This is a genomic window from Streptomyces sp. NBC_00224, from assembly GCF_041435195.1.
In the GTDB taxonomy this organism is placed as follows: domain Bacteria; phylum Actinomycetota; class Actinomycetes; order Streptomycetales; family Streptomycetaceae; genus Streptomyces.
Genome location: NZ_CP108106.1, coordinates 945,778 through 962,968 on the forward strand (window position 1 = coordinate 945,778; position 17,191 = coordinate 962,968).

16 protein-coding genes are annotated in these 17,191 nt (G+C 69.5%); 7 read left to right on the plus strand and 9 right to left on the minus strand.

Going from position 1 to position 17,191, the window contains the following annotated elements:
• Positions 1-2 precede the first annotated feature (2 nt).
• Positions 3-1,421: a family 2B encapsulin nanocompartment shell protein gene (locus OG965_RS04050; protein WP_371649153.1), complete on the minus strand. Its 1,419-nt coding sequence runs from the start codon at positions 1,419-1,421 to the stop codon at positions 3-5.
• 417 nt (positions 1,422-1,838) lie between these two features.
• On the opposite strand from OG965_RS04050, the gene bla reads away from it, so the two are divergent.
• Positions 1,839-2,768, plus strand: coding sequence for a class A beta-lactamase (bla, locus tag OG965_RS04055; RefSeq protein ID WP_371649154.1), 930 nt, complete (start codon positions 1,839-1,841; stop codon positions 2,766-2,768).
• 181 nt (positions 2,769-2,949) lie between these two features.
• Here the strand turns inward: bla and OG965_RS04060 are convergent, their stop codons facing one another.
• Positions 2,950-3,477: a hypothetical protein gene (locus OG965_RS04060; protein WP_371649156.1), complete on the minus strand. Its 528-nt coding sequence runs from the start codon at positions 3,475-3,477 to the stop codon at positions 2,950-2,952.
• Between the two features lie 194 nt (positions 3,478-3,671).
• Complete coding sequence (locus OG965_RS04065; RefSeq protein ID WP_371649158.1) at positions 3,672-4,928, minus strand: cytochrome P450; 1,257 nt, start codon at positions 4,926-4,928, stop codon at positions 3,672-3,674.
• A gap of 189 nt (positions 4,929-5,117) precedes the next feature.
• Between OG965_RS04065 and thpD the strand changes: the two genes are divergently transcribed.
• Positions 5,118-6,029 carry an ectoine hydroxylase gene (gene thpD / locus OG965_RS04070; RefSeq protein WP_371649160.1) on the plus strand — a complete coding sequence of 304 codons (912 nt, stop codon included), beginning with the start codon at positions 5,118-5,120 and terminating at the stop codon, positions 6,027-6,029.
• On the opposite strand, the gene OG965_RS04075 is transcribed toward thpD, so the two are convergent.
• The 5 genes from OG965_RS04075 to OG965_RS04095 form a co-directional block, all read right to left on the minus strand.
• A complete protein-coding gene (locus OG965_RS04075) occupies positions 6,007-7,128 on the minus strand; it encodes a hypothetical protein (protein WP_371649162.1) in 1,122 nt (373 codons plus the stop codon). The two genes, thpD and OG965_RS04075, sit on opposite strands and share 23 nt — an antisense overlap.
• Before the next feature lie 12 nt (positions 7,129-7,140).
• Positions 7,141-8,064, minus strand: coding sequence for a methyltransferase domain-containing protein (locus OG965_RS04080; protein WP_371649163.1), 924 nt, complete (start codon positions 8,062-8,064; stop codon positions 7,141-7,143).
• Positions 8,065-8,281: 217 nt separating this feature from the next.
• Entirely contained in the window at positions 8,282-9,205 is a 924-nt protein-coding gene (locus OG965_RS04085; protein ID WP_371649165.1) for a diiron oxygenase, read from the minus strand.
• Positions 9,202-10,272 carry a pyridoxal-phosphate dependent enzyme gene (locus OG965_RS04090; protein ID WP_371649167.1) on the minus strand — a complete coding sequence of 357 codons (1,071 nt, stop codon included), beginning with the start codon at positions 10,270-10,272 and terminating at the stop codon, positions 9,202-9,204. Before OG965_RS04090 ends, OG965_RS04085 begins: the two co-directional genes overlap by 4 nt.
• Before the next feature lie 31 nt (positions 10,273-10,303).
• The gene (locus OG965_RS04095) at positions 10,304-11,233 is read right to left on the minus strand and encodes a polysaccharide deacetylase (protein WP_371656838.1); all 930 of its coding nucleotides are present in this window, start codon (positions 11,231-11,233) and stop codon (positions 10,304-10,306) included.
• A 305-nt stretch (positions 11,234-11,538) separates the two neighbouring features.
• Between OG965_RS04095 and OG965_RS04100 the strand changes: the two genes are divergently transcribed.
• Complete coding sequence (locus tag OG965_RS04100) at positions 11,539-12,984, plus strand: cytosine permease (RefSeq protein ID WP_371649170.1); 1,446 nt, start codon at positions 11,539-11,541, stop codon at positions 12,982-12,984.
• Positions 12,985-12,991: 7 nt separating this feature from the next.
• Here the strand turns inward: OG965_RS04100 and OG965_RS04105 are convergent, their stop codons facing one another.
• On the minus strand, positions 12,992-13,561 hold the full coding sequence (locus OG965_RS04105) for a HutD family protein (protein WP_371649173.1): 570 nt from the start codon (positions 13,559-13,561) through the stop codon (positions 12,992-12,994).
• Positions 13,562-13,923: 362 nt separating this feature from the next.
• Here OG965_RS04105 and OG965_RS04110 point away from each other — a divergent pair, with 362 nt between their 5' ends.
• The 4 genes from OG965_RS04110 to OG965_RS04125 all read left to right on the plus strand — a co-directional run bounded on the left by OG965_RS04110 (position 13,924) and on the right by OG965_RS04125 (position 17,107).
• Positions 13,924-15,099 (plus strand): nucleic acid/nucleotide deaminase domain-containing protein, encoded by a 1,176-nt coding sequence (locus OG965_RS04110; RefSeq protein WP_371649176.1) that lies wholly within the window; start codon positions 13,924-13,926, stop codon positions 15,097-15,099.
• Between the two features lie 203 nt (positions 15,100-15,302).
• Positions 15,303-15,797: a MarR family winged helix-turn-helix transcriptional regulator gene (locus tag OG965_RS04115; protein ID WP_371649179.1), complete on the plus strand. Its 495-nt coding sequence runs from the start codon at positions 15,303-15,305 to the stop codon at positions 15,795-15,797.
• Positions 15,794-16,249, plus strand: coding sequence for a MarR family transcriptional regulator (locus OG965_RS04120; RefSeq protein ID WP_371649182.1), 456 nt, complete (start codon positions 15,794-15,796; stop codon positions 16,247-16,249). The genes OG965_RS04115 and OG965_RS04120 overlap by 4 nt, the downstream gene beginning before the upstream one ends.
• 408 nt (positions 16,250-16,657) lie before the next feature.
• Complete coding sequence (locus OG965_RS04125) at positions 16,658-17,107, plus strand: DUF1772 domain-containing protein (protein ID WP_371649186.1); 450 nt, start codon at positions 16,658-16,660, stop codon at positions 17,105-17,107.
• Positions 17,108-17,191: the final 84 nt, after the last annotated feature.

The following is a 17,191-nucleotide window of genomic DNA, read 5'->3' on the forward strand; positions in this document are numbered from 1 at the left end:
CGTCAGGACGGGCTGTGGAAGACCTCGACGTTCTCCAGAACGCCGAGCGCGTCGGGCACGAGAACGGCCGCCGAGTAGTAGGTGCTGACCAGGTAGGAGATCAGGGCCTGGTCGTTGATGCCCATGAACCGCACGTTGAGGCCGGGCTCGTACTCGTCGGGGATGCCCGTCTGCCGCAGGCCCACCACTCCGCCCTCGGCCTCTCCCAGGCGCATCGCGAGGATGGCGGAGGTCCCCTCGTCCGAGACGGGGATCTTGCCGCAGGGAACGATCGGTACGCCTCGCCAGGCGGGCATCGAGTGGCCGTCCACGTCAGCGGTGTCGAAGGACAGGCCCCGCTTGTTGCATTCACGGCCGAAGGCGGAGATGGCCCGGGGGTGTGCGAAGAACGCCTTGGTCCCGCGCCGCATGGCAAGGAGCTCGTCCATGTCGTCCGGAGTGGGCGGGCCGGAATGGGTGGAGATGCGCTGACTGTAGTCGGCGTTGTTCAACAGCCCGAACTCCGGGTTGTTGACCAGCTCGGACTCCTGGCGTTCACGCAGGGCCTCGATGGTCAGGCGCAGCTGCTGCTCGACCTGATCCATCGGGTCGTTGTAGAGGTCGGCGACCCGGCTGTGCACGCGCAGGATCGTCTGGGCCACGCTCAACTCGTATTCGCGTGGTGCGAGTTCGTAGTCGACGAAGGTCCCCGGGATCACCGGTTCGCCGGTGTGCCCGGAGGCGAGGGCGATGTTCGCCTCACCCTTCTTGTTCCGCGGCCGCGCCTTGTCGGCCTGGCGCCCGCGGACGTGCTCCCGCAACTGGCCGTTGCGGTCGGCGACTTCCTCGTACGCGGCACGGGGCAGGGCCAGCACCGTGCACGCCGTCATCGCGCGCGCCGTGAACCCCCACTCCCCCGGCTCCTCGGCCACCGCCTGCCCACCGAAGAACCCGCCGTCGGACAGCACACCCCGACGGGTCTCCTCCCCGTAGCTTCCGCTGCCGACCTTCTCCACCTTGCCGTGCACGATCAGATAGACGTGGTCGACGGGCCCGCCCTGCTCCGCGATCAACTGGCCGGGTCCATACTGCTGCTGGAGGCACCGGTCGGCGAGTGCCCGCAGCGCCTTCTCGTCCTCGAACCCACGCAGCAGCGGAAGTTCTCCCAGCTCCGCGGGGACGACCCGGACCGCACTCCCCTCCTGGACGAAGGTGACCCGGCCGTCGCCGACCTCGTACACCAAGCGCCGGTTGACCCGGTACGCGCCGCCCTTCACCTCCACCCAGGGCAGCATGCGCAGCAGCCACCGCGAGCTGATGCCCTGCATCTGCGGGACGCTCTTGGTGGTGGTCGTCAGGTTGCGCGCGGCGGCGATCCCCAGGCTGAGCTGTGCCCGGCCGGTCGGCTCCTCGTGCTGTCGCGGATACGCTGCGGTCGACATCCTGGTCCCTTCGATTGGGGCGCATGCGTCAAGAAGGAGCCTCCAGAGTTACCCGATCGGGTGAGAGAGGCTCCCGGTGCGCAAGTGAACCAGCGGGTAATGATGTTGGTCGAAACGGCTGGCACCATACCGAGGTATTCGCGCCACTTAGCTGACGCACGCCGCACGGCACTCCGCAGGGCGACATCATCAACAGGAGCAGCCAGAGGGTCCGCTACGTCGTAGTAACCAATACTTTGATCAAGCCGATAAGGGTGACGAGCGAGGGCGAAGACGGCCACGGGCCCTGTCGGGGAGGTGGCTGATAGTGCACGCCCAAGGACCCCGGATGTGATCGGGTTCCGCGGGCAAGATCGGGGCATGTGCCTCTCATCCCTGATACGCACCGATTTGCCCGGCGCACCCGGAGGTTGGACCATGCAGTACTCACGCACACGCCGTACCGCGCTGGGCGGGCTCGCCCTGCTCGCCACCCTCCCTCTGGTGGCCTGCGCACAGGCCGACGACCAGGCGTCGTCACCGGCGCCGCCCACCGCGACGACACGGCCGCATACGAGCGCGAAACCGCCTGCGGCCGATTTCAAGGAGCTGGAGCGCAAGTACGGGGCGCGGCTCGGGGTGTACGCGGTGAACACCGGCGACGGGCGTGAGGTGGCCTACCGCGACGGCGAACGGTTCGCCTACGCCTCCACGTTCAAGGCGCTCGCCGCCGGGGCCGTCCTGCGGAAGTACTCCCTGGACGGTATGACCAAGGTGATCCATTACTCCAAGGACGACCTGGTGGCCAACTCGCCCGTCACCGAAAAGCACGTCGACACCGGGATGACGTTGGGCGAGCTGTGCGACGCCGCCGTGCGCTACAGCGACAACACGGCCGGGAACCTGCTGTTCGACGCGCTCGGCGGACCGAAGGGCCTGGAGAGCGCCCTCAGGGAGACGGGCGATGCGGTGACCCGCGTCGAGCGCCGCGAGCCGGAGCTGAACCAGTGGGCCCCCGGCACGGTGCGGGACACCACCACGCCCCGCGCACTGGCCCAGGACCTGCGCGCGTTCGTCCTCGGCAACCGCCTCGGCACAGCCGAACGCGCCCAGTTGACGCGGTGGCTGCGGACCAACACCACCGGAGACGAGCTCATCCGGGCCGGAGTCCCCAAGGGCTGGACGGTCGGCGACAAGACCGGCGCGGGCGGCGTCTACGGCATCCGCAACGACATCGCGGTGGTGTGGCCCCCGCACGCCGCGCCCATCGTCATGGCGATCCTGTCGAACCGCGGGACTCAGGACGCCGACTACGACAACAAACTGATCGCGGACGCGGCGGCCGTGGTTTCCCGGGCAGTGTCGTAGGGGGAGCGGTGGCATCACCCGGTGGGCGTCGACGGCAGCACACGCCCGAACGGGGTACGAGCCCACGTATGGCACGCCCGAGAGAGCGCATCGCGCTGCAGAGGTGTTGGGTGGAACCACGTTGCCCTTTTTCGGGTGATACGTCTATTGAAAGGTGTTCCACCATGCATCTGCTCCCCCGTCACAGCCGTCGGCTGTGGCCGCTGGCCCTCCTCGCGACAGCTGGGGTGATCGCCGCGGCGCCGACCGCTGCCGCCGCCGGGCACGTGACCATCGCCCCTACCGCTGAGGCCGCCAACGACCCGGCACCGCCCCAGCTGCCGACCCCGCCGGTATCCCCCGGAACGAGCACACCGACAACGGGGCTGCCCCCCGCACCGGAAGCGGCCAAGCCGACCACGCCGTTGCCGCCCGGGACCGTACAGGAGCCGGCCAAGCCGACGACCCCCGCGGCGAGCCAGCCGACCACACCGACCACACCGGCGGCTCCCGCAACGAGCCAGACGCCGACCGCACCGACGGCTCCCGTGGGAAACGTGCCGACCACGCCCGCCGCACCGGCGACCCCCGCGGCGGCCTTGCCGCCGACCGCACCGACGACCTCCGTGGGGAGCACGCCGAGCACGCCGGCGACCCCCGCAACGGGCATGCCGGCCGCGGAGTTGCCGGCCGGTACGGGCGCGCAGCGACCGGCGTCGGAGCTGCCCATCGGGACGCCGCACTCCTGACGAGACACGGGGGTTGAGCCAGGCGTCCACGTGCCCGAGGCGGGCCCGGGGCTGCCATGTCGACTCCCAAGCCCGCAGCGTGACTCAGCCCGGTCGGACCTGTTGGGTCTAACGGGTCCGACCGGGCTGATCTGCATGGTGTCAGGCGCGGCGAGTGGTTTCCGTACCAGCTGGGCTACCAGGTGACCGGCAGGTCGACAGGTCCCCTGATGAGCACGTCGGTCTGCCAGTTCATCTCGTCCGGCGGGACCGCGAGACGCACCGCGGGGAATCGGCTGATCAGAGTGGACAGCAGGACCTCCGCTTCCATCCGGGCCAGCAAGGGGGCCACGCACACGTGTGGGCCGTTGCCGAACGCCATGTGCGGCGGACCGCTGCGCTCGAAGTCGATCCTGCCGGGATCGGGGTAGACCCGCTCGTCCCAGTTGGCAGCCACGTAGGAGACGTAGGCGAGCTCCCCCTCGCGGATGAGCACGCCGCCCACTTCCACGTCCTCGGTGGCGATCCGTGGCTGCCCGACGCCGTGCTTGTGGGGTACCCAGCGGAAGAGTTCCTCCACCGCTTGCAGGATCAAACCAGGTTGGCGTTGCAGCCGTTCCATCAGGTGCCGTTGGGTGAGGAGGACGTACATCATGTTGGCCGCGTTGTTGCACACCGCGTGCCAGCCGTTGAGGCCCATCAGGGTAGCCAGGGCCAGAAGCTCTTCCTCATCGATCCGTCCCGCACTGACCGCGGCCACCATCGTGCTCATCACGTCCTGCCGCGGCTCCGCACGACGCTGTGCCGCCAGCTGACGGAAGTAGTCATGGGCGGCTTGCTTGGCCTCCTCGGCCCGTTGCGCCTGAGCCTCGTCCGACGCCCTTGTCAGGACTGTCCGCGCCCAGTCCCGGACACGAGGCCGGTCCGCGGCGGGGATGCCGATCACCTCGCCGATCATGGCCAGGGCGAAGGGCGAGATGACGTGGTGCACGAGGTCGGCGGACGGGCCTGCCGCTTCCAGCTCCAGGCACAACTCGTCCATGAGGAGGCCGGCGCGCAACCGCAGACGGTCAACACCGCGCTGGGTGAAGGACGATGAGACCACCGAACGCACCCGGGCGTGTTCGGGCGGGTCCACGAAACTGACCGCGCGGTCCAGGGGAATGAAGTGCTTCGTCATCTTGGGCACCGCCCGCCCCAGGACGTCCCTGCTGAACCGTGGGTCCGAGGTGACGAACTTGACGTCCTTGTGCCGGGTGACCAGCCAGCAGTCTCCCTTGCCGTGCGGAAGCCGGATCCGGGAGACCGGCGCGTCAGACAGCGACTCCCACAGGAAGGGGTCGAAGTCCAGGCCAGGGAGGTCAGGGACCTCATACATACGGGCATCGTCAGTCCGGGACACAGCGGCCTCCACCGGTAACAGCACCAATCGCCACGACATGCTCTTCGGCAACGATGTTATTGCCACCCAAATGCAATTGTTTTGGACTCAGTTCGACTCACTCGTCAGAGTGAGGCACCGGTCGCGGGCCTGGCCGCCCGGGACACGTTTTCGGGTTCGCGGCGCCGGGAAGCGTGGACTGGGACACCTGTCCCACATGGGTGATCTGCCAGCACTTCTGCGAGCAGAGGAGATCCTGGGATGTCACGCTCAGCCGGCTCCGCGAACGACCCGTACCCCACCCGCCATGTGACCGAGTCCGTGCCGGTGGACCGTCCTGACGCCGTGGTGTGGGGCGGCGGCGAAGGGGGGCCGCTGACCAGGGACGGGCTCGCGCGGTATCAGCAGGACGGCTTTCTGTCCTTCGACGCGCTGCTGACCCCGGAGGAGGTGGCCGCCTGCCGACAGGAGGTTCTGCGGTTCGGCGCGGACAGCGCGCTGCGCGGGACCGGGCGGGTCGTGATGGAGCCGGACTCGGCAGACATCCGGTCCGTCTTCGAGGTCCACGCGTTGTCCAACGTCTTCGCCGGCATAGTCCGTTCCGAGCGCCTCGCGGGGCCGGCGCGGCAAATCCTCGGCTCGGACGTGTACATCCACCAGAGCCGGGTGAACTACAAGGCGGCGTTCGAGGGTTCCCGGTTCGGCTGGCACTCCGACTTCGAGACCTGGCACGCGGAGGACGGGATGCCCGCGCCCCGTGCGCTGAGCTTCTCCGTGGCCCTCACCGAGAACTTGCCCTTCAACGGCCCGCTGATGATCATCCCCGGATCGCACCGCACCTTCGTGCCGTCGGTCGGCGAAACCCCCGCCGGCTACCACAAGTTGTCACTCCAGGGAAAGAACCTGCCCGCCGGGTCCGCCGACCGGGCGGGGGTGACCGCGCTGGCAGAGCGGCACGGGATCCGGCAGTTCACGGGCGCGCCGGGCTCTGCCGTCATGTTCGACTGCAACTGTCTGCACGCCTCCAGCGGAAACACCTCCCCGTTTCCGCGCACCAATCTCTTCGTGGTCTACAACAGCGTCGCAAACCCCCTCGGTGTCCCCTACGCGGCGCCCGAACCCCGCCCCGCATATCTCGCCAACCGCACCGTCACCCCGGTTCCCCGGCGATGAGCCGGGCCACCTCACGCGTGGTGTAACCGCGCTCGAAGTGCCGCGGCTCGGACAGCATGAGGGAGCCGAGCCCCAGGAGGGTGCGCGCGTACTCCTCCACCGTGCCCTCCCAGGCCGTGGCGTCGAGCATCCACGGCTCGGTCTCCGCCGACAGATCGGCTGTACCTTCACGCAGGAGTGTCTTGGACAGCTTCGCCCCGGAGTCGGAGAGCACCACCGGGGTGAAGACGCGCGGCGGCGGTACGGCGCCGGGGAAGCACAGGAACGCCTCGTCCAGGAGTCGGCAACCCGGCGCCCAGTCCGCCCCCTTGACGATCAACGGGAGTGCGTCGGCGTCGCGGGCCGCGACGCGCTCCTTGACCAGATTGCGGTGCAGGGTCGTCAGTCCTATGTAAGTGTCCGTGCCCGGGGTGACCTCCACGAGATACTTCCCGTGGTCGAGGCAGACCGCCGCGAACCGCGCCTCCCGGGCGCCGGCCGAGAGCAGTTCCGTGTCCTCGCCGTGTTTCTGCGTCCAGCCGCACCGCGGGCAGGGAAAGCTCACCGGCACCGTGCCGGTGGACGGCGCGAGCACCCAGCGCAAGGTGTCCATCAGACCGAGCGAGTCCAGGAACTCCTGCCTGAACTCGGGCCTCGACTGCTGGTCCGTGTAGGTCTCGACGTCGTAGGGGATGCCGGTGGCGTCGGACAGCGCGTCGAACAGGCCGCCGTAGTAGCGGCGGACCAGTTCTCCGACCCGGGGAGCCCCCAGCACATGCCGGAAGGAACGCTCATAGAGTGTGCCGGTCCTGGAGCAGGAGCGGCTCTCGTACGGGGCGTTGTCCAGGGCCCCGAACCGTATGCGCACTTCGGCTCCGAATCGATCCCGTACCGCCGCGGCGAGCAGGAACGTGGCGGTCTGCATGACGTTGGTGCCCACGTGGGGAGCGCCGTTGATCTGGACTCCGGCGTGCAGGACGACGCGTCCGAGGCCGCTCGCCCGCAAGCGCGGCCAGATGAAGTCGGCGCTGTGCAGCACCGCGTGGGCGGTGACGCTGACTGGTGAGACGGGCACCGGGCAGGGCGTTCGCTCGGGCTTCACGAGGTTTGTCGCGTTCATGGGCGGTTCTCCTCACCAGTGATGGCGCACGGTCGCGGCCGGCAGGTCCAGCACCCGCAGCCGCCCCGTCCAGCCGTCCGGGGCCGGCTCGTCCAGGGCCTCCAGCCGGGAGGTGCGCGAGCGGGCGGCGGTTCGCAGGAGGTGGAGCAGCCCGTCCCCGGTGAGGTCGCCACGGGCCCTGCCGGCGTCCGGGCCCACCCACCGGCAGGCCAGGCCGACGATGAAGTAGGCGGGCGGCCCGTGGCCCGTCCGCCACAGGACGGCCTCGCCACTCCGCTCCAGGGCCAGCACTTGTTCCCTGTGGCTCAGGGTGAACTCGCCCAGTGGCAGCGGGCACAGGGTGACGGAGTCGACGCGGTATCCCGCCGACCGCAGCAGTCGCACCGCTGCGCGGGGAGTGGAGTAGCTGCCGATGGTGAGCCCCATGTCGCACCGCAGGGCCCGCGCGTGCCCGATGACGGCCGGTGCCCATGTCAGCCCGTCGGCGCCCCCGCTGATGGAGCGGCGCCGTGCGGCCGCCTGCGGGGTGAGGGGGACGTAGGGCGGGTTGCTGGTGATGACCAGCGGCCGGGTCAGCGGGGCGGGCGCGGTGGACAGCAGTTGTGCGGTGGACAGCAGAGCGAAGTCGCCCTGGGCGACGGTGACTTGGAGGTCGCCGTCACGGGAGGCGTAGTGCTCGGTCGCCCAGGCGACCGACTCCGTGCCCGCGTCGACGCCGTGCACCCGCGCCGCGCCGGCCCGGGCCATCGCGGCCGCCGCGGCACCGCTCCCCGAGCCCAGGTCCAGAACAGAGCAGCCCTCGGTGATGAGGTCGCGGGCCACCCATACGCCGGTCTCGGTATCGGCCGGCTCGAAGAAGACCCGGGGGGAGGCGGGCGGTACGAAGTCGCCGTCGGCCAGGTGCTGGTAGCCGAGGACACGCGAGACAGTCGGCATGGATACCTCTTCCGGAGTCGTACGCCCTCGTCGACGTGGAAAGGGCGGAAGGGCTCCCGCCAGGACGGATGCGGTTTGGCGGTGCCCGTGGTCTGCGAGCGGGCGCTGCAGACGACGGCCAGTGAACGGCAGTACGCCCCCTCGCTGCTGGTCCACGGCAGGTCTTCCGTCATCCGTCGCCTCTCCGCGGGGTGCGGTCCGCCGTGCCCGGACTGCCTCACACCAACTCGGCTGTCTCGAAGGCGTCCCGGCCACCGGGCACCTCCAGGACACCCGACTCCTCGAAGAGCCGTACCGCGTGCCGGGCGGCGGTCCTGATGCCGGTGTTCACCCGGTCCTGGGGGTAGGCGTCGCGGACGACCTCCGCCACGGCTGCCGGCGCGAGCCCGGCGGCGGCCAGCGACGCCCGCACCGGCCGGAGGTCGGGCAGCAGGCTGGAGCGGATCAGACCGGGCAGACAGCGCGCCACCCGCCCGCGCCGCGCGGTGGGCTGCTGGGCCCACAGCTCGCGGAAGAACCGGGCGAAGAAGGCGTGGTGCCAGCCCTCGTCCCTCGCGTGGTCGGCCACGATGTCCCGGACGACCGTCAGCACCCGGGGATCCTTGGGCACGTCGTTGAGGATCGCCGTGATCAGCATTTCGAACACCACGACCTGGAGCAAGGGGGCGAGCTCCCGCTCGCCGGGCAGGGCCTGCTCCCCCACCTGGTCCAGCCGGTTCAGGAAGGGCTCGAAGTCATAGGGCGTCGGGGAGACACCCGAGGCGGTGGAGATCTGGTCGATGACGTCCAGGCTGTAGAGGGAGTGGTACCCCTCGTCGCAGTAGATGCGGTAGGCATCCAGCCGGACCGGGATACTGACATCTATTCCGCTGCGCCCACCGGCTATGCGCTCCGTCGCGCGGTTGACCACCCGCGTCTCGAACTGGGCGGTGAAACCCAGATACTGAAAGAGATGGCGGGCGAAGACCTCCGCGCGGCGCGGCTCGGGCAGCGCCCGGACCAGCGGATGGTCTCCGTACGGGATCAGCGGGGGCGGGAAGAACAGCTGCCCGGCCGCCAGTTCGTCGCCCAGTCGGCGACGTGGTCCGCCGCGCACCCCGGCCCTGTCGTACCAATCCCGTGACCACTGTGCCGGCGTCACCGCGCTCTCCCCTCCCGGACGCCCTCCACGACCGGCTCGCCGTGCGGCGGCCGGTGCTCCACCGCCGTCACCTCGACCGCGCGCGCGATCTGCACCGGCTCCAGCCCCTGCCGCTCACGCCACTCCGCCGCGTACACGGTGTCGAGGTAGCGGTCGGCGCCGTCCGGACACAGACAGGCCACCTCCCGGCGCGGGGGCACCGTACGGAACAGCCGCAGTGCCGCGGCGATCAACGCGCCCGAACTGCCGCCCACCCCCAGGCCGGTGGCCGCGGACAGCCACAGGCAGGCACTGACCGACTCACGGGGGCTGACCGGCACGGTGGGCCGGTGTCCCGCGGGCAGGAATGCGGAGGGCCTGCTCGACCCGATGCCGGAGAGCACCCGCGGGCCGGCGGCGCCCCCGAGGGCCGCCGAGCCGGCCACGTCCACGCCCACCAGCTCCCAGGCCGGCCGGGCCGCGGCCGCGTAGTCGCGGAAGCCCGCCAGCGTGCCCCCCGTCGAGACCGCCACCAGGACGCTCATCGGCCGCCCCATGGTCTGGGCCCACAGCTCGGGGGCCGTCCCCCGGGCGTGGACGCGGGGGCTGGCCGGGTTGGCGTACTGATCGGGCCAGACCAGCCGGGGTTCGGTCCGCAACCGCTCCCGGATGTAAGCGATCCGGCTGAGCAGATACCCACCGGAGCCGTCCGGGCGGTCTATGGTGACCACCCTGCCGCCGAGGGCACGTACACCCGCCACGACCGACGCACTGCTCCGGGGATCCACCACCGCGGTGAACGGGACCCCGTGCGAGGCGGTGACCGCCGCGAGCGCGAGGCCGAGGTTGCCCGAGGTGGACTCGATGATGCCGATCCCCGGGTCCACCCGGCCCGCGATGTCCTCCCACAGGGCGAGCGCGGTGCGGCCTTTCACGGAGCCGTGCGGACTGTGCGACTCCAATTTGAGCCACAGGTTCCTGGGTAGCCCGTCGACGGAAACGGTCACCTTCACCACCGGAGTGGGCGGCAGCACCCGGCCGCCGTCGCTCGGCGACGACTGCGCGGAAGTGTCCACGAGGTTCGCCAAGACGCCTCCTCGATGGCCGGGCGGTGTGCGGCTAAGAGCCGGTCCCCGCCTGCTCCTTCACATATGCGGCGATGTCCGCGTGCGTGGCGTACCAGATGTCCGGGTGGCTCTCGATGTGGTCCAGCAGCTCTTCCAGGACCACCATCCGGGAGCGGTGGCCGATCACGTGCGGGTGCATGGTCATCTGGAACACACCGCCCTCGGCATACGCGGCGTCGAACTCGTCCCGCCAGATGCCGAGCACGTGCCGCGGCGCCGCGTAGGGGCGCAGGTCTTTGTAACGGTCCATCGGAAAGTAGACGGCGTCGTCGCGGATCCACTCCGGGGGCAGCTCCACCATGCCGGTGGGCTCTCCGTCCGCGAGGATCTCGTACGGGTCGTCGTCGGCCATCAGCGACGAGTCGTACAGCAGCCCCAGTTCGCGGCTGATCGCGAGCGTGTGGTCACTGAAGTCCCACGACGGTGTGCGGATGCCGACCGGCCGCCGGCCAGTGAGCCGTTCCAGGGTGTCGGCGCAGCGGAACATCAGGTCGCGCTCGTTCTTGGGGTCCAGTTCCATGTTTCGCTCATGGATCCACCCGTGAATACCGACCTCATGTCCCCGGTCGGTGTAGCCTCGCGCCTCCTCCGGACGCAGCAGGGCGCACACCGCCGGCATGAAGAAGGTGGCCGGCACGGAGCGCCGCTCCAGCGCCGCCAGGATCCTGGGGACCCCTACGCGGGCGCCGTACTCACCCTGGGAGAGCTTGCCCGGCTGGGTCTGCCCGTCGCGCAGCGGGATCGACTCGTGATCGGGATCGAAGGACAGGGCGACGGCCGCCCTGGCCCCCCGGGGCCACGCCGCCGGTTTGAGACTGCGCCCCGCCCGCACCCGCTCGACGTGCCGCCGCCACTCGTGTTCCTCCCACTCCCAGGGATGTCTGATCGGCCTCGGAGCACCCCCTCCGCCGGACAACCACATCACCACCCTTCACGTCTCCGTGAGGTGATGGTGGCAGAGCCCCCGGCAGTGGGTGTCCGAGCGAACAGGCCATATTCGCCACGGCGCGCGCGGCCTCTGCGGCCTCAGCCCGCCGGGGCGGAGCCGACCGTGTGTGTGGGGGGGTGGCCTTCGGCAGACCGGTCGCAGGGCATGCCGCTTTGAAATTTGCCATTCAAGATCTTGATGTTTGTTCATCTCCATGCCAGATTCGGCGCAGCACAACCTGGGTCAACGGCGGAGTCCGTCCAGATACGCCGGAACAGCTGCGGGGAGAGGTCACCAACATGCCGGTACAACACGCCCCAGGGGAACGCCTCGCGATGGAGAGGCGGACCATCGAAGCCGTCCCGGACAGCGAGCGGCACGGCACGCCGCGCAGCCAGTTCACCCTGTGGTTCGGCGCCAACATGCAGATCACCGCGATCGTCGACGGCGCACTGTCGGTCGTCTTCGGTGCCGACGCGCTCTGGGCGATACCCGCGCTGCTGATCGGCAACGTGCTCGGCGGCACAGTGATGGCGCTGCACTCCGCGCAGGGGCCGCGGCTCGGCGTACCGCAGATGATCTCCAGTCGCGCGCAGTTCGGCGTCTACGGCGCGGTCCTGCCGCTGCTGTTGGTGATCCTCATGTATCTCGGTTTCGCTGCGACCGGCAGCGTGCTGGCCGGGCAGGCGGTGTCCGAGATGCTGCACATCAACACGGACGCGGGCATCCTCGTTTTCGGGGCACTGACCGCCGTGGTCGCCGTCACCGGCTACCGCCTCATCCACATCGCGGGCCGCATCGCGACCGTCGTCGGCGCACTCGGCCTCGGCTATCTGCTGGTGCGGCTGTTCACGCAGTACGACGTCAGCGCGCACGTCGGCAACAAGGGATTCGAGGCGGCGACCTTCCTGCTCGCCGTGGGGCTCGGGGCCGGATGGCAGCTGACCTTCGGCCCGTATGTCGCCGACTACTCGCGCTACCTGCCCCGCGACACCAGCACGCGCGCCACATTCTGGTCCACCTTCGCCGGCTCCGTCATCGGATCCCAGTGGGCCATGACCCTCGGCGCGCTCACCGCGGCCGTGGCGGGCAAGGCATTCCTGCCCGACCAGGTCGGCTTCCTCGGCGATCTGGCAGGCCCGGCGTTCCTCGCGTTCCTCATCTACCTGGTGATCGTGGTCGGCAAGCTGACCGTCAACTGCCTCAACGCCTACGGCGGCTTCATGTCGATCCTGACCACCGTCACCGCGTTCGACCGCCGCTCGCACATCTCGGCCGCCGTGCGCGCTGCCTACATCGTCACCTTCATCGCGGTGTCCATGGTCATAGCGCTCGCCGCCAGCGACGACTTCCTGACCAACTTCAAGAACTTCGTGCTGCTGCTCCTGACCGTGTTCACCCCGTGGAGCGCGATCAACCTGGTCGACTACTACCTGCTCTCCCGCGAACGCGTCGACATCCCGGCCCTGTACGACCCGGACGGCCGCTACGGGCGCTGGAACGTCACCGCGCTGACCTGCTATGTCGTCGGCGTCGCCGTGCAGATCCCGTTCCTGGCCACCAAGCTGTACACCGGTGCGATCACCAAGAAGCTCGACGGCGCCGACATCTCGTGGATCGTCGCGCTGGTGGTCACCTCGGCCCTTTACTGGCTCTGGGCGCGGCGCACCGCCAACCCGCCCTCCGAGACCATCCACCCAACCGCGACCGAGAGCGGCGGCCTGACGGCGGCGCCGGTCGGCTGACCTGGCGTCACCCCGTCGGCGCGACATCCGCCCACAGGGCGGCGGCGTCGGGCGAGAGCGGTGCGACCGCTCCGTCCGACGCATCGTCGTCTCCGTCCCACCACACTCCCTGACCATGCGTCAGGACATGCCCGGGTGTGCCGGCCTGCCAACGGCCATGCAGTACATAGAGCACCCCGGCGTGCCCCGCGCGTGGTGCGACCGGGCCTGCGACCCGGTCCACCCTGGCCGTCCAACGGCCGCGCCGCACCATGAGGTTGAGCACCCGACAGGGTCCTCCCGGCAGTTCGGCGGCCAGCGCGAGGTCACCGGAGAATCCGAACGGCTCCCCCGCACGCGCCAGCAGCCGGTCGAACTCCCCGGAGCAAGTCAGCCGTACACCGTCTCCTGTCAGCAGGGTGAGCGTCCGGTCCACGCCCGGGAACGCCGAGAACGGCCCGTCCCGGTTGATGTCGGCGACGCTCGCACGCCACCCGAACTCGTCGGCGCCCGCCGGCCGTGAAGTGATCTCCCTGGTCGCGCCGCCGCCGTTGCGCCACCGGCCCGCAGACAGTGTCTCTACATCGAAGTGGTGCATGGGTGGGCTCCTTATTGACCTTGTGGCGATGCTACGCGTCGAAGGGTCACGGACCGCACGAGCACCCTAGGCGGGGGTGCGCGTTCAGCCTACGGGCGGTGTACGTCGGGGCAGGCGATCCGGCCCTTGGGAGTTCCCTCATACCCCTTATGCGACCGGCTGGGGCCCGTATAGCAAGGGAGTGAGCATTTGGGGGCGTTATGCATGCGAGGCGACGGTCGGAGAAGGAGCCTGGTTCCGAGGGGCGGGAGTCGGGTCCGTCTCGGTCGGCCAAGCCGGTCGAACAGCCGCCCCCTGGGGTCGCGTTGCCCCCGGGGATCACTGTTCTCCAGGGTGCCGCGGGTAACTCTGGTGTGGCACGGATGATCCAAGAACAGCGACAAGGTGCACGGCCGGTCCTGCCGCACCAGGTGTCGGTCGGTCCGGCAGCGGTGGGGTCACGCCTGGGTGGCGTGGCGGTTCAGCGGGCTCCCGCGGAGGGGAAACATCAGAGGACCGATGATTTCCCGGATCCAGGCGCCCACAAGCAGGCCAGAACAGGCGAGTCGGCAGGGGGCGGCAGCAGTTCCTCCGACGAGGAGATGGAATGGGCTCCGGTACACGCGGCGCCTGAGCCGCCGCGTGTGAAGAGGGAGGAGCAGAGGCGCTACCAGCGTCATCCGAAGAAGATCGAATATTCCTCGGAGAACGCCCAGCGAGAGGCCCGCCGTGCGGCCGAGTTGCGCATGCTCGACCGTATCTCGCGGATTCTTATCGCTGGGCTGAGGAGCCGTGACGCCCAAGCCACGCCACACCTGGCGGTTGCCCTGGCGGGCGGCGCCTTTGTGGTGCACGGGAACACGGATCGCCAAGTCACCGACCAGCAGAGGGCGGGTGCTCATCAGTTCCTGGACAAGGCTCGGCGAGGGGATACGCCGGATGCCGTACCGGATGATGACAAACGGCGGTTCTCGAAGGACGCGAGGAAGCTGCACGCTTTCCTCACCGGCCAGTACCAGGAGCCGCTCGATGAAGAGTGGCAGCGGAACTTCGCCAAGGCGCTCAAAACGCAGATCAGCTGGGGCACACTGACGCCCAGGGGGCCGCAGTCACAGCGTGACACTGCGAACTCAGGTGGCAGCGTGCACGGCGAGATGAATCTGCTGGGGCATTTGACAGCAGAACATATGCGGCCCGAGCGGCAGGCGAGCAGCTCGACTTCGGCGTCGCCGGCGGGGACGACCCAAGTCTATCTGGGGGGCTTCAAAAAGCCCTGCCGAGCCTGCCGTTGGGTCATTGACGCAGTCAATGAAACCGTCGGTGCGGAATACGGATTCGAGATCGTGGCACCCGCCACCCACACGAACTACTACGCCCACTGGATGCCTCCCGGCTGGCTGAAGGAAAGCAGATACAAGAACGTTTTTGATCGCGTCAAGAAGAAAGCAGAGGACGCCGGTCAGAAGTTCGATGGGAACAAGCCGTCGGGTCGAGGTGATCGGCGATCGTCGACGGAGAAGGCATACGAGTCCGAATCGGACTACGAGGCCGCGAGGTGAGGGCCCCGCGGCGAGCGGAACGCGCCTGAGTGACGTCGTCGCGCGGCGATGACGGCCCGGTGTCGGAGCCGGGGCACATACAAGCGGGCAGGGGCGGTACAGCTCGGCGCGGAGGCGGGCCACGGTCTCGGGGGGCCGTTACGTCCGCTACGTCCGCCAGAAAATAGTAGCCATGGACATAGTAGCCATGTACTCTATTTGACATGAGCAACGGTTCGCCGGGCCCCACACCCGGTTTCCTCGTATGGCGACTCGCCAACAAGTGGCGTGTCGCGGTCGATCGCGCGGTGGCTCCGCTGGGCCTCACCCACGCGCAGTACTCGGTGGTCGCGTCGCTGCACGGTATGCAGCGCGCCGGCGAGCGGCCCAGTCAGCGCCAACTCGCCGACCACACCGGCCTGGAGGCGCTGTACGTCTCGAAGCTGGCGCGCGCCCTGGAGTCGGCCGGACTGATCGAGCGGACCCGCGATCCCCGCGACCCGCGCGCCGTACAGCTCGCCCTCACCGAGCAGGGCACGGCCGTCACCCGGCAGGCCATCGCGGTGGTCCAGGAACTGCATCAGCAGTTGCTGGAGCCGCTCGGCGGCCTCGACGCCGCGCGGACGCGCGCGTTCACCGACGAGTTGAGAACCCTGCTCGACGCACCGCTCGGCCCGTCCGTACCGAACGACGAGAGCACTCAGGAGACAACGTCATGACCACCACTGCCACCACCACCGCACCCCTCGCCAACGCCCGCGACCTCGCCCTGGCCCACTACGCCGCCCGCGGCGTCCTGGAGCACGTCCTGGCCCGGCACGGCATCACGTTCCAGCAGCAGGTCACCCTGGGCGCAGCCATCACCGCCGACGCCCCGCAGACGCCCGACGGTCTCGTCCTCCAGGTCCAGGGCTCCCTCAAGGCCGATCCGGCCGACATCCGCACCACTCTCGACGAGCTGCTGGCCAAGCAGTTGCTCGTCGCGGACGGTGCGCACCTTCGCCCCACGGACGCGGGGCGCGAGCTGATCGCCGTCGCCGCCACGGAGACCGCCCCCATCAGCGCCCGCATCTGGGGCGGGATACCCGCCGAGGACCTGGCCGCCGCCGGCCGTGTCCTCAGCCTGGTCGCCGAGCGAGCCAACACGGAGCTTGCGACGCTGACCGCCTGACCGCCCGACCGTTCGCCCACCCCCTACCGGCCCGCTTTGGACACTCGCGTATGCGACTGAGCGTCTGCGCCATGGTCGCGCGATGGCCTTCGCGATGAGATGAGCTGGTCACCAGGTGCGGCGGGAAACGTTCTCCACCGCGAAGCTCCCCGCACCGATGGCCGCCATCGAGGAATGCACCGGACACGCACGGCCGGTCAGGACTCGCCATGCCACCCGGAGGGCTTCATGAATCACGAACAGACATCTCACAGAACCTGCCCGCCCGCCGCCGTGTCCGTCCGGGCGTCGGCCGCTCTCCCTTCCGCGAACCCTCGCTCCCCGAAGACCCCCGCACCGGACTCGCGGGGCTCCCGCGACCGGCTGACGGGAATACTTCTGGGCGCCGCCGCTCTGACGATGGGTCTGATGGCGGGTCTCTTCTTCGCCTTCGACATCTCCGTGATGCCGGGCCTGGCGAAGGCGGACGACCGCACGTACGCCACGGCCATGCAGAACGTCAACTCCGTCATCGACAGCAGCGGCCCGTTCGCGCTGATCTTCGTCGGCGCGCCGGCGGTCACCGCGTGGGCCACGGTCCGCGCCTTCCGCAAAGGGCGGCGGGAGATGGGGTGGTGGCTCCTGGCCGCGGCACTCAGCTACGTGGTCGTGCTGCTGCTGACCATGGGGATCAACATCCCTCTCAACAACAAGCTGGCCGACCTGGGCCACCCGGGCCCCGCCACCGACTACTCGGTGGTCGAGGACTTCAAGGGAACCTGGGAGACCGCCAACATCTTCCGTACCCTCCTGTGCCTCACAGCACTGGGCGGCATCGTGCGTGCCCTGGTGCTCCACGGTCGGGCCGGAACCCCGTAGTACGCGCGATCCGCCCTGATGACCAGCAGCCGGGCAGGACGCCGATCCACCTGAGCAGATCCGTCCGATACGGGAGTGACTTCC